The organism is Rheinheimera pacifica, from assembly GCF_900108485.1.
Taxonomy (GTDB): Bacteria; Pseudomonadota; Gammaproteobacteria; order Enterobacterales; family Alteromonadaceae; genus Alishewanella; species Alishewanella pacifica.
In genome coordinates this window covers 310,285-323,340 of record NZ_FNXF01000001.1, presented here as the reverse complement: position 1 = coordinate 323,340, position 13,056 = coordinate 310,285, and the positions used below count along the sequence as shown (strand labels likewise).

At 46.8% G+C, this 13,056-nt stretch carries 9 protein-coding genes; 3 read left to right on the top strand and 6 right to left on the bottom strand.

All coding sequences use genetic code 11. From position 1 onward, the window contains the following. Positions 1–11 precede the first annotated feature (11 nt). Entirely contained in the window at positions 12–926 is a 915-nt protein-coding gene (gene nagK, locus BLW68_RS01430; protein WP_092789418.1) for an N-acetylglucosamine kinase, read from the bottom strand. A gap of 313 nt (positions 927–1,239) precedes the next feature. Between nagK and BLW68_RS01425 the strand changes: the two genes are divergently transcribed. Then, on the top strand, positions 1,240–3,801 hold the full coding sequence (locus BLW68_RS01425) for a family 20 glycosylhydrolase (RefSeq protein WP_092789416.1): 2,562 nt from the start codon (positions 1,240–1,242) through the stop codon (positions 3,799–3,801). 88 nt (positions 3,802–3,889) lie between these two features. Here BLW68_RS01425 and BLW68_RS01420 read toward each other — a convergent pair whose 3' ends face one another. From BLW68_RS01420 to BLW68_RS01410, 3 genes are all read right to left on the bottom strand, one after another. After that, positions 3,890–4,597 (bottom strand): SapC family protein, encoded by a 708-nt coding sequence (locus BLW68_RS01420; protein ID WP_092789414.1) that lies wholly within the window; start codon positions 4,595–4,597, stop codon positions 3,890–3,892. 145 nt (positions 4,598–4,742) lie between these two features. Further along, the gene (locus BLW68_RS01415; RefSeq protein ID WP_092789412.1) at positions 4,743–5,756 is read right to left on the bottom strand and encodes a cupin-like domain-containing protein; all 1,014 of its coding nucleotides are present in this window, start codon (positions 5,754–5,756) and stop codon (positions 4,743–4,745) included. 89 nt (positions 5,757–5,845) lie between these two features. Next, positions 5,846–8,524 carry a TonB-dependent receptor gene (locus BLW68_RS01410; RefSeq protein WP_092789410.1) on the bottom strand — a complete coding sequence of 893 codons (2,679 nt, stop codon included), beginning with the start codon at positions 8,522–8,524 and terminating at the stop codon, positions 5,846–5,848. Between the two features lie 443 nt (positions 8,525–8,967). Here BLW68_RS01410 and BLW68_RS01405 point away from each other — a divergent pair, with 443 nt between their 5' ends. Then, a complete protein-coding gene (locus BLW68_RS01405; protein WP_092789408.1) occupies positions 8,968–9,993 on the top strand; it encodes a LacI family DNA-binding transcriptional regulator in 1,026 nt (341 codons plus the stop codon). Positions 9,994–10,068: 75 nt separating this feature from the next. On the opposite strand, the gene BLW68_RS01400 is transcribed toward BLW68_RS01405, so the two are convergent. Beyond that, entirely contained in the window at positions 10,069–10,962 is an 894-nt protein-coding gene (locus tag BLW68_RS01400) for a hypothetical protein (RefSeq protein ID WP_092789406.1), read from the bottom strand. Between the two features lie 196 nt (positions 10,963–11,158). On the opposite strand from BLW68_RS01400, the gene BLW68_RS01395 reads away from it, so the two are divergent. Continuing rightward, positions 11,159–11,362: a hypothetical protein gene (locus tag BLW68_RS01395; protein ID WP_092789404.1), complete on the top strand. Its 204-nt coding sequence runs from the start codon at positions 11,159–11,161 to the stop codon at positions 11,360–11,362. 89 nt (positions 11,363–11,451) lie between these two features. Here BLW68_RS01395 and BLW68_RS01390 read toward each other — a convergent pair whose 3' ends face one another. After that, the gene (locus BLW68_RS01390; protein WP_092789402.1) at positions 11,452–13,044 is read right to left on the bottom strand and encodes an AbgT family transporter; all 1,593 of its coding nucleotides are present in this window, start codon (positions 13,042–13,044) and stop codon (positions 11,452–11,454) included. Between the last annotated feature and the right edge of the window lie 12 nt (positions 13,045–13,056).

Here is a 13,056-nt window from a genome sequence, read left to right as displayed (position 1 = left end):
TTACTTCTTACCTATAACGACATAACGGAAGATGGCAGCTGGCTGCGCTGACGGGCAAACCACACTGCACCGAGTTCCGGCGGTTGTAATGCCGGTGTAACCTGTTGCTGAATATGTTCTGGCAGATACGGCAGCAGTTTATGCGCCAAACCGCCGATAAAAGATAATCTGGGCGGCGCTATGCTTAGTAACCTGTCGGCAATAGCACTGATAAACTCTGCGCCCTGGCGCACCAGCTGTATTGCCGTCGCATCGCCGGCTTCTGCCGCAGTAAACACTAAAGGCGCATATTTGGCATAAGTGGTTGGCGTTGCCTGCATAAAATGCGACACCACTTCAATACTGTTGCTGGCGGCCAGCTCTTGTAGCAGCAAGGTTGTCATTTGCGTAGGCGGTGCCAGCTGATCCAGGCTTAGTAATACCTTATGCAGCAGTTGCATACCAAACCAGGCACCACTGCCATTGTCGCCATAAGGAAAACCATGGCCGCCCACTTCTATCAACTGGCCGTTTACTTCTGCCAGGCCACAAGAACCGGTACCAACAATAATTACTGCACCATCAAGCCCCTGATGCGCCCCCATACAGGCGATATGCAAGTCACTGGTAAGATGCAGTGTTTTAAACGGATGCTGCCAGGCAGAAAAAAGCCGGTAATACTGCGGCAGATTGACACCAGCCAAACCGGCACCGGCAATTAAACGCGACATATCATTAAATGCCAGGCCGGCAACGGTAAGCGCCTGCTGGGTGGCCGTTAAAATAGAGTCTGTGGCCACTTTCATACCGCGCAACGGGTTAGCCGGGCCGGATAAGCCTTCACCCAGAATTTGCTGATCTGACGATACAATAACAGCGCGGCATTTACTGCCACCACCGTCTATTCCTAAATATAAAGGCGTATCGGCCTTCAGCGCTGTACTCATCCTGATAACCTCATTGCAAGTTGTGTTGATGCCTCTGGCTGTCATCACTGTGGCTGTCTGCTATCACTTGCTGTTTGTCAGCCAAGCAAATTGACAGCGTTGTCATTTTTAAAAATCAGCATATAATAAATCTGACAAATAACAAGTGTCTTGTTTGAAAAACAGACTGGCATTTTACGCCACTGACCGCAATAAATTTAAAATTAACAATATAATCATAAATTTACATAAGAGATCTAAGTTGTTTGTTAACATACTAAAATAACAAGCCGGTGCAGTTGGCATAGCACCCGCCATAACAGGGGAATTTTTTATGCGCGTTATGATATTTTTACTGCTGCTGGTCACTGCTCCGGCATCGGCGGCATGGACCCAGCAACAACTGGCAGAATTTGCCCAAAACAGCACCCTGCAATTTAGTGTGCAGTCAAACCAGCTGCATGCACCTTCACGTTTTAGCGCCGCTATTACCCTGCAGAATAACTCTGCGCATGCCCTGCCTGCCGGCGAAGCAGACTGGCAAATTTACTTTCATTTGATCCGCCGCATAGAACCTGCGCAGCAACAGGGCTTGCAAATTGAACACGTACAGGGCGACCTGCACCGTATCCGCCCAATAGCGGGTTTTGCCGGCCTTAAGCCTGCCCAGCAATTTACACTGGCATTTGAATCTGCCCCCTGGATGGTAAGCTACAGTGATTTTATGCCACGCGCTTTTATTGCCTTTGCTAAGCTGCAGGCAGAAGTTTTTGCCAATACTGATACTGAAGATTTCAGCCAGTTTGTGTTGCCGCTTAACACACCACAGCAGCAACTACGCAGTTTGGGCGAGCCGGACCAGGTGCCGGTGGTAGACGCAGCTTTGCGTTTTAGCCACAACGCGCAGCTAAACAGCACCCGCATAAGCGATGATGTCAGCACCCGTATTATACCTACGCCACTGCGGGCGGAATTTGGTAAGCGCCGTATCATGCTTGATGCAAGCTGGCAGATTCATTTTAGTGGCCGCCTGACACAAGAAGCAAAATACCTGCAGCAACAATTGCAGCAAATGGGTTTAGCGCTTTCTGGCAGCAGCGCTGCAGCAGATAAAAAAACCAGCGTGATTACGCTACAAATTGATAGCAGCTTAGCCGTTAATGCAGAAGGCTATCAGCTTGATATCAGCGATAAAGCTATCAGCATTACCGGCAAAGACAACGCCGGCGCCTTTTATGCTGTGCAGTCATTGCTGGCCCTGCTCCAACAACAAGACAACAAACTGCTGCTGCCTGCAGGCAAAATAACCGATCAGCCACGCGCCACCTGGCGCGGTATGCACTACGATATGGCGCGTAATTTTCATGGCAAAGAGGTGACTCTGCGGCTAATTGATAATATGGCGCGCTACAAACTAAACAAGTTGCACCTGCACCTGACAGAAGACGAAGGCTGGCGGCTGGAAATTCCCGGCCTGCCGGAGCTGACTGATATTGGTGCCAGGCGTTGCTTTGATTTAACCGAACAGCGCTGCCTGCTTACCCAACTGGGTACCGGGCCACACGCCGATGGCTCTGGTAATGGTTATTACAGCACGGCCGATTTTATTGAAATTTTGCAATACGCCGCAGAGCGCCATATTGAAGTCATCCCGGAAATTGACCTGCCAGGCCACGCCAGGGCCGCTATTGTGGCCATGAAAGCGCGCTATAACCGTTTAACAGCCGCAGGCCAACCACAGGCCGCCAGCCAGTATTTGTTGTCTGACCCGAACGACAGCTCCAGTTACCTTAGCGTGCAAAACTACAACGACAATTCAGCTAATGTCTGTCTGCCCTCAACCTATGCCTTTGTCGACAAAGTGGTGTATGAGCTACAACAAATGTACCGCCAGGCCGGTATTAAACTGAATATTTTTCATATGGGCGGTGATGAAGTTGCAGAAGGTTCCTGGTTGGGTTCTGCCGCCTGCCAGCAACTGTTTAGCGATCCGGACAATGGCGTAACAGGCGTAGCCGATTTAAAACCGTATTTTGTCAGCCGGCTGGCGGATATTACCCAACAGCGCGGCCTTGCACTGGCAGGCTGGGAAGACGGCTTAATGTACGACCGGCAAAATACCTTTAACCGCAGCCAGTTTGCTAACGAACGGGTAATCGCCAACGCCTGGGACAACATCTGGGAATGGGGCGTGGGTGATCGCGCTTACCGGCTGGCTAATAGTGGTTATCAGGTGATCCTGTCGCCCGGCACCCATTTGTATTTTGATCACCCGCACGAAGCCAACCCGGCCGAGCGCGGTTATTACTGGGCAACCCGCTTTAGCAGTATCGACAAGGTGTTTGGCTTTATGCCAGACAATTTATACGCCAATGCCGACACTACGCGCAGCGGCGCCCTGATTACCGATTTAGAAGCTCTGGTTGGCCGCGAAATGCCGGCACTGAAGCAGGCAGAAAATATCCTGGGTGTTCAGGGCCAGGTATGGAGCGAAACCATACGCACAGCAGAGCAACTGGAGCAAATGATCTACCCCCGCCTGCTGGCTTTGGCAGAACGTGCCTGGCATAAAGCCAGCTGGGAGGCCAATAATAACAGCATCCAGCGTAGCCAGGACTGGCAGCGGTTTGCTTTGCGGTTAAGCCAGGTTGAGCTGGGTCGGTTGGCTGCCAATAACAGCAGTTTTTACCTGCCACCACCGGGCGTAAAACTCAGTGCTGAGCAACTGCAGGTCAATACTGCGCTGCCGTTTTTAACCACCGAGTGCAGCACCGATCAGGGCCAGAACTGGCAACCCTGCCCCGAAGCCGCGCCAGCACAACCGGCTACACTTTGGCTGCGTAGCCGCCTGGGCAATACCGTAAGCCGCACGGTAATTCCCGGGCTTGTGCCCTGAACATAAAAAAGCCAGCTAACCTAAGCTAGCTGGCTTTCAGATAACACCAAGAATAAAGCTAACAGCATCAAGCCATTAGCTTTATTACTTAACTGGCGTCAGCGATTTTCTTGACCAGTTTCTGTGTATGCTGCAGCGACATCAGCTGGGCATAAATCGCGGTTAAGTAACCGTTTTTACGCAGCTCAAGGAAAACTTCATCGCTCAGTTCGTTCAGTTTTGGCTCGTCAATCAGGTAAATACCGTTAATACGGCGTTCTTCACCTTTAATTGTCAGCGTTAATACCTGTTCTTTAATCAGTTCCAGGCTTTGTAATTTTTCTACAAAGTTACGGGTAATCATGCCCATATCAACATATTCAGCCATTTGCTGCTTACGCTGGGTTAAAAACTCGCTTTCGCTGCCATCGTCGTTAAACAAGGCATGACCTTCAGCCTGGCCAACACGCTCAGAACTTTCATCCAGCCCTACCATCAGGCGATCGCCATCCGGCTTATCTTTTACCAGCACCAGCGGATAATTGCGTGCCGCACGCGGTACATACAGCGCCTGCCATTGGTCATTTTGCATAAACAGGTTTTGCTGCGCAGCCAGGCCCAGCATAGCTACCGGCTGGAAAGTATCGTTGGCTTTTACAAATACAATGGGGAACTCAGCACCGGCCACAACAAATTCGTGTACCACTACCGGTAATAAATGCTCGCTGCTGATATGAGAAAACGCGTTGTTATTATTGATTTTAGTTGCGGCGTGCTGTTCTTTATTTAACGGCACAATCTTAGGTGTTGAAGTCATAAACTGCTCTTTATTCTGTTCATGGATTTGAGAAGTACTGATGGCAAAGATGTTGTTATAAGTCGTCTACTTTGAACGCCACCAGCAGTGCGCTGTTATCATGCGCTAAGTCAACAATGGGATCAATACCAAAACACTTCACTACTTACATAGTTTTTAACTGTGTTATCAGCCAATCTTTAATGTTTGCGTCACGCTTGTTCGGCAGTTCACCGGCAATACCTTGTTGTGCTTCAGCTAAATGTGCCACCGGGTTACCATCAGCATGAAATGCGAAATGATTAAATAGCGCCTGCCAGTGCTGCCGCTGCTCAGGTGGCAGCTGTCTTATCGTCATTAAGGTGTGCAACAGGCTGTCAAACGGTGATGCCTGATTTGCATCATCCCCCAATGAGCCACCCCACCAGTAATTGATCAGAATATTAACTGCAGACAGTGATTCCACATGATGCCACCACAAGGTAGGTATATACAGTACATCGCCGGGTTCAAGCTCAGCGAATTGAGCATGCTCAAGCGCCGCTTTAAATTTAGGGTATGCGACAAAATCCGGTTTTAACATATCAACCATACTGATGGGCGCTCCGGCCGGAGTATAATCCAGCGGGCCGATATATAAATTGCTGACCTGCTCTGGTGGAAATAAGGTAAAACGGCGTGAACCTGCCACAACACAGGCCAGATTATCTGCATTATCAAAATGCGCTGGCACTATTATGCGGTTTCCTACCCAGATCCGGGGGCAAATATCAGCTGCCAGTAAAGGCATCGTATTTAACCGGCGAAAATCCGGTAAACAGGCGTCAGTCCGCGCACTTTGTACAGCTATATGCAAAGCATCTTTTTTACCATTAATTTTGCGCAGCTCATTGATAACCGCAGTAACCGGGGCTTTTTGCCGCTCAAAGTTAAACCCTGTCAGCGTATCGTTATAACTTAAACGCCCGCCACTATCGGGATGAGCCAGTACAGTATTCACTTCAGCTCTGTTATCCAGTGCGGCAAAATACTGCTGTAACTGCATATCTGATTGCAAAGCGGCCTGCACTGCAGGCCAGTGTTTTACTGCCTGACGTAATACTGCCGGCTGGTGCAACGGAACAATCTTCTGCCGGAACAAGGCTTCATCGACGTTATGCCACTGGGTAACATCTTTCATATAATTGTCTCCACTCAGTGGCTGAAAATATAAAGGTTGGTACTGCTAAGCAGTACCAACCTTTGGCTTTACGGTCAACATTTAGCTAATTAGAAGTTCATGCGAACACCGGCAACAAAACGGCGACCATTTTCATAGATAGAAAACAACCGTGCTTTATCTGTATTGTATTCAACAACTTCCTCATTGGTCAGGTTAACCGCTTCCAGGGAAAGGGTAATATTGTCGGTCAGGTTATAACTTAAGCTGGCATCCAATTGCCCATAGCTGTCATTCCATAACTCATCACCGTTATAATGCAGACCTTTGTACCATTCGGTACGGTAGTTATACATTAAACGGGCAGCAATTTTATCCGTTTCATAGTACACGCTGGCGTTGGCCATATGTCTGGAAGTCCCTTCAACCAGACCTGATCCCGGCGAAGCCAGATCGCGCGCCTCATCACGTTTAGCATTGGTATAGGTGTAGTTGGCACTGACACCAAAATCGCCAAAGGCCTGCTGATAACTCACTTCAAAACCATCTGTCTTGCCGCCAGGGCCATTTTGAGGGCGGGTAAAAGTAACATCAACCCACTCTTCGCCCTCTTCCCAATAACGTTCATCCACAAAGGTTGAGAAGCTGCGGTAACTTTTTACATCTTTATGGAAGTAGGTTACGGCAAACAAGGCTGATGCATCAAAGTACCATTCCCAGGATATATCAAACTGATCAGCAATTTGTGGCATTAACATCGGGTTGCTGGCACTGCCGGTTGGCTGGGCGACATCAAGTGAACCATAGGTAATAGATGACGAAATATTATTCCAATCTTGCCGCGCCATCACGCGCGCAGCACCAAAACGCAAGATCTGATCATCTGATAAATCAAAAGCTATATTCAGGCTGGGCAGCACTTCACTGTAATCGTTATCTGTTTCAACCCAAGCCAGGTACTCTGGCGTTAGCCATTCACGATCTATAGTCTGCAAGCCCCATGAATCGCCGGAGAATTCATAACCACCTGAGGTTTGCTGGGTATCAACATAGCGAACACCAACATTACCGCGGAAGCCTTCACCTTCAAAATCACCTTGCACATAAAGCGCTAAAATATTCTCTTCAACGCTCCAAATTTCCGGCAAATTAAGTGATTTAGCGTAATCTGCCGGCACACCATTCAGCCCTTCAAAGGCAATTTGTTCCATAACTGCACGGTTATGTGCCAGTTGCTGTGTCATATTGCCATTTACTACAGCATCAATATTAACGGTGCCGCTGAACAGGCCGCATTGGGCTAAATCGTAACAGCTGGCAAAAATATGGTCCAGGTAACTGCCTGCAACATCCTCATTTCCCGTCATGGTTTGTGGGCCATGCCAGCTGTAAGCAATGCGGTCCTGAGTACGCTCCGCCGCGCGGTATTTAACACCGGTTTTTACTGCAGAAAACGCGCCCTTTTGTACCGGAATAGTAAAATCGAGCTGGCCATAGGTTTCTTCATCGGTTGTAGGCTTTTCGCCGCCCCAAATCCAACCCGGACGGAACTGAGTAGGATCAGACGCATCTACCGTAGTTGACGCCGATGGTTTACCACCACGCAAATCAAAGGTGTAACCGGTAATATCTGCCGGAGTACCATACTCCCATGATGTTTCGCGATAAGTACCACCTTTGGCTTTGGTATGACCTACCTGAGTGTGTAACTCAAACGTTTCTGCGCTATAAGTCAGATCGAAGTCTATAGAACGGGTTTCCGTTGAAGATACGCGGTTAATAAAGTTATATGCCGCAGTACCACCTGTTGCTACTTCACCAGCCACTATACTGCCATTTTCGATAACAGTATTTGTCAACGCTGCTGCGTTGTTGTTGACAAAAATCAGCCAGTTCTGATTCTGGTTGTTGGCATCTACTTTAGAATCCAGTACGTTCAGCACCATATCCAAATTGTCATTTGGTCTGGCCTGCAACGACAAAAACAACGTTTCGCGTTCACGGTCTTGCTCAAAACGTGGCACACCAATATGGCTTGGTACTTTTGCATCTAAATCCGGGTTAGTTGGCCAACCCAGAACTTCAATGCCTTCACGAACAACTTTACGATCCTGTTTAATAGCCGACACCAGAATACCGAAACTATCGTCATCATTTTTCCATGAATACAGGCCGGAGATCTGAGGGTCCCACTTCTCTGATGCTTCTGAATACTGCCCTTCCAGAGAAATATTGACTGAATTAGCATCCATCGACAGCGGTTTGCGCGTACGCAGAATAACCGTACCACCAATCGAGCCTTCATCAATACTGGCAAGCGGAGATTTATATACTTCTAAATCAGACACCAGTGCTGAGGGCAGCATAGTGTAGTTAAAGCTACGGCCTGGATTATCCAGAATAAACCAGTCTGCTGTTGCTACTGTCTGGCCATTAAGCAAAGTACGGTTAGTAGATGAACTGGCACCGCGTACAGTAATTTTTTCACCTTCACCAAACTCACGGCTTACACCTACACCGGTAATACGTGACAACGACTCAGCGACGTTTTTATCAGGGAATTTGCCAATATCTTCTGCCGTAACCACATCTACCACGGCATTTGAGTAACGCTTGGCGTTTAAGTTAGCCTCTTGTGAGGCGCGTATACCGCGGATTTCTATAACTTCGACCTGTTCTGTTGCTTCAACCTGATCGGCGGCAAATGCTGGCATTGTTAATGCGGCACTTCCTACCAACAAGCTGAGCTTCACTGCTAAGGCACATTTATTAATTTTATTGTGCTGCATATGCTTCTCCCGTTCCTGTTTTAATTTTACTGTTTTACTTCATCCCGGACACTTAATGACAACGCTGTCATTGGAAATGAACATACACAAAAAAATTTGCCTTTGCAAACCTAATACGACGAAAATTTAACCATATTACCCACAACACGCTATTTGCTTATTTAGCCGCCTCTTTGCTACAGCAAAAATCTATTAGCAAAATAAGTAGCGCGGCAAGGAAAGTTTTTAAAACTAATTCATAAAGTTAAAACAGTATATAGCCCGCTAAGGCAGTATAGAACTTAGCGCAAGAGCAATTAACATTTGCCGTTTAGCTAAAAAAGAGGTATCCATTAGTTTAATTTGATCTAATAGATGACCAGCGCTGTCATTTCTATACTAAACATTATTGCAAATGGCGATATAATAGGCAGCCTTAACGCAGTAAAACCGTGGGATAAACCATGAAAGTAACCATTAATGATGTTGCCAGCCATGCTGGGGTATCCATTAAAACCGTATCCCGGGTAATGAACAATGAGCCGTCGGTGCGAAAAGACACCTATGACAAAGTGATGGCCGCTATTACTGCGCTACAATATCAGCCTAATGCCGCCGCCCGTAATCTGGCCAGTAACCGCTCTTTTAGCATTGGCTATATCTACGACAACCCTAATGCCTATTATGTAATTGATATGCAACGCGGTTTACTTGATGCGTGCCGTAAGCACGGCTATGAACTGCTTATTCACCCCACCAACGCCAAATCACCAGATATAGTGCAGGAAGTGATAGATCTGGTGCAGCAATCTCGTTTAGCCGGCCTGGTGCTGACACCGCCGTTTTCTGAAATGCCGCATATTGCCGAAGCACTGGAAAAAATCGGCGTGCATTTTGTCAGGATTATCTCTGGCTCTACCCCGTCACCTAAGTTAAGTAACTGTGTGCTGGTAGACGATTTTACCGCCGCCTTTAAAATTACTAACCATCTGCTGGAACTGGGCCACACTGATATCGCCTTTTTATGTGGTGACGAAGAACACAGTTCAAGCGGCGAGCGCTTAGCCGGTTATCAGGCCGCGCTGACTAAACGCGGTATTACCCCTAACCCTAAGTTTATTGTACCGGGCAGTTACTCATTTGAATCGGGGGTAAAAGGCGCAAAACAGCTGATGAACCTGAGCAAAAAACCCAGTGCTATTTTTGCCTGTAATGATGAAATTGCTGCTGGCGCCTTATTCAGTGCCCGGCTGATGAATATTGCTATTCCGCAGCAACTGGCCATTGCCGGTTTTGAAAACAGCCCGTTTTCGCGCCAAACCTGGCCGCCTTTAACTACGGCACATCAGCCCAACGTTACCATAGCGCAGCAAGCGGCAGAGTTGTTATTCCGCCATGCTAAGCCTAATGCCAGCAAGATGCTGTCAGACAAACAGCCAGTATTTATTCCTGAGCTGCTGGTGCGTGAATCTACGGCTGTTATTGGTTAAAATATTAAGACAAGATTTTTAAAAATCTTGTCTTAATATATGCGGAGATTCTATATGTTTAACTGATTAGTACAACTAATATGCACATCTAGGGACTGTGCATGTTAAAGTTGTACCAGAAAATGAGCATATCATAACATAAGAAGTGCATGTCATATTATTAAATACTGATACACCAAACATAGTCTCCAGGTACTGTCTCATACTTTGATAGCTTTCTGGATTAGAAAACTGATATGAACCGGTTATCATATTACGATTGGTTGGCACAGTGTTATTATCCGCATCCCTTGCTGTATTCTCAGCAACATGTAGCGTTTTGGAAGATAGGCTCGGGTACACCAAAATTGATGAACCATCAGGAAACTCAAGTCGATAACCGAACTTTATATCTTTAAGGTGTAAAGCCCCTAGTGTCAAAACATCTGTAATCCTATTTGCTATTCCGGTAATATTATATACCCCTGATGCGATATGAGACTCAAACATATTATTTCGCATCTGGCTACTAGATAAAAAGTCATGCACAGTAATTTCTGGATATATAACTTGAACTGTTCCTAGATTAAATGGATCTACACTTCCTTGAAGAATAGAAGACATCACACCATTATTAGCATAGGTGTTGTTCTGAAGAGCTAACTTGATACTATCATACAGAGAAAAAATATCGCTAAACGCTGCCTGCTCAGCAGGGTTCAAGGGAATTAAATTTGTTTTATGAATAGGAAATTGGTCTGGTCCTTCTATAACATAGTCTATATAAACGTTATATTTCCTCCCCTCACGCGTGTACAAATCAACTACATATACTATACCTGATTCGTTCCAATTAAATACTGATTTAGCTGCATACTCTCTGCCAGCTTCACCACATGGGTTACATGAGGTAATCTTTGCTATCGAGGCAAAAGCAGTATTCATAATCCCTATTATCAGTATAATCATGAAGAAAATATTTTTTAACACTAAAACCCTCCTTGATCATTAAGAAAACAACCTTATAATTTTTTTCACTAAATCTATGATTTAATCCTTATGAATACAGAGACTCTATCATTGCACACTAGAAAAAAACATGCAACAATTAAAATTATGCACATTCACACTTTCAATTACAAATTAGTAAAAATATAACATATGGAATTCTAAAGGAGCTTTTATTATGGTACCCAACTATGACGGATTTATCGGTCTCATCGTAACCTTTGCAGCAGCTATATTGTGGGTGCTGCTACCTGTCTTTATCTATTTAATTGGCAGCAGGGTTCGTCGTATGTTACGAATTATGGAGTCGAACCAAATTGCCATTGAGGATCTGAACCGCAATGTCAAAATATTAACCGAGATACAGAAAAAACAATTATAAAACAACACCCTAAATTCACCCTATGTAATATTCTAACTAAATAGAGAGGCTATGCAGTTTGCAACAGCCTCAACTATTTTTTCGGTACTCTATCCAAAGTTATAATAGGTTGGTGAGCCCGGCCCCACCGGCAGGCCAAATGCAAACACCCACAGATAAAACAGGATGACCCAGCCAACAAAAAACACCATGGTGTAGGGCAACATGGTGGCAATCAGCGTGCCGATACCTAAATCTTTCTTATAGCGTGCCGCTACCGCCAGTATTAAACCAAAGTAACTCATCATCGGCGTGATAAGGTTGGTAACAGAATCACCTATCCGGTAAGCCGCCTGAATCACCTCAGGCGAGTAGCCAACGATCATCAGCATAGGCACAAAAATAGGTGCAAAAATTGCCCACTGCGCCGATGCAGAGCCCAGTGATAAGTTCACCAGCGCGCACATACCAATAAAAAACACAAACAGCATCGGGCCGGTCAGGCCAATATCCTGCAGCAAGGTTGCACCTTTTACTGCCAGAATAGACCCCAGATTCGACCAGCCAAAAAAGGCAACAAACTGGGCCGCGAAAAACACCAGTACGATATAAAGCCCCATCGAGCTGATGCTTTTTGCCATAGCATTAATTACATCGCGGTCGGTTTTCATCGTGCCAACAATACGGCCGTAGATATAACCCGGTATCGCAAAGCTGATAAAAATAAATACTACTATGCCCTGCAAGAACGGCGAACCGGCAACTAAGCCGGTTTGCGGGTGGCGTAATGGCCCCCACTGCGGCACCACGCTGAGTGCTAATAAAATGCCCAGCGCAACAAACGCCAACCCTGCTGCTTTTAAGCCGCGTTTTTCCGCAGCGGTCAGTTTATCCAGTTGCGGCTCGCCCAGTTCAATCGCCGCCTCACGCACATCATATTTGCCCAGTTTCGGCTCTACTATTTTTTCAGTAACAAAAGCGCCCAGTGCAGCAATAAAAAAGGTGCTGGCGATCATAAAAAACCAGTTAGCTTCTGGCCCGACGGTGTAATTTGGGTCAATTAAATTGGCCGCCGACTGGGTAAAACCGGCCAGCAAGGGGTCAACAGTGCCTATAAACAGGTTAGCACTATAACCACCGGATACCCCGGCAAAAGCGGCAGCTAAACCCGCCAGCGGATGGCGCCCCAATGAGTGAAAAATCACAGCCGCCATCGGTATTAACACCACATAACCCAGCTCAGATGCCGTATTAGAAATAATACCGGCAAACACGATAGTCACTGTAACCATACGCTTAGACGCGCCCATTACCAGGCCACGCATCGCGGCAGAAATCAGCCCGGAGTGTTCGGCAATACTCACACCCAGTAAGGCTACCAGCACCACACCCAGTGGCGGAAAGCTGGTAAAGTTAGTTACCAGGTTAGACACAATGCGCTGCAGGCCATCGACACTGACCAGATTAACCACGCGGATCACGCCATCTGCCGCGCGCCCTGCGGTACCTTCCGGCCGCGGGTCTATCGCGCTAACGTCAAAGTATGCTGCTATACCGCTGCCCAGCACCACGGCTACAGCAAACATCGCAAACAAGGTAACAGGGTGTGGCAACAGGTTACCAAACCACTCTACCGTATCAAGAAAACGGGTAAACCAACCACGTTTGCCGTTATCGGCAGTGTTATTGTCAGAAGCTGACATAAAGTATCCTCA

Coding starts and splice junctions, on each gene's coding strand:
- BLW68_RS01425 (WP_092789416.1), top strand. CDS start 1,240: ATGCGCGTTATGATATTTTTACTGCTGCTGGTCACTGCTCCGGCATCG.
- BLW68_RS01395 (WP_092789404.1), top strand. CDS start 11,159: ATGGTACCCAACTATGACGGATTTATCGGTCTCATCGTAACCTTTGCA.
- BLW68_RS01390 (WP_092789402.1), bottom strand. CDS start 13,044: ATGTCAGCTTCTGACAATAACACTGCCGATAACGGCAAACGTGGTTGG.
- BLW68_RS01410 (WP_092789410.1), bottom strand. CDS start 8,524: ATGCAGCACAATAAAATTAATAAATGTGCCTTAGCAGTGAAGCTCAGC.
- nagK (WP_092789418.1), bottom strand. CDS start 926: ATGAGTACAGCGCTGAAGGCCGATACGCCTTTATATTTAGGAATAGAC.
- BLW68_RS01405 (WP_092789408.1), top strand. CDS start 8,968: ATGAAAGTAACCATTAATGATGTTGCCAGCCATGCTGGGGTATCCATT.
- BLW68_RS01415 (WP_092789412.1), bottom strand. CDS start 5,756: ATGAAAGATGTTACCCAGTGGCATAACGTCGATGAAGCCTTGTTCCGG.
- BLW68_RS01420 (WP_092789414.1), bottom strand. CDS start 4,597: ATGACTTCAACACCTAAGATTGTGCCGTTAAATAAAGAACAGCACGCC.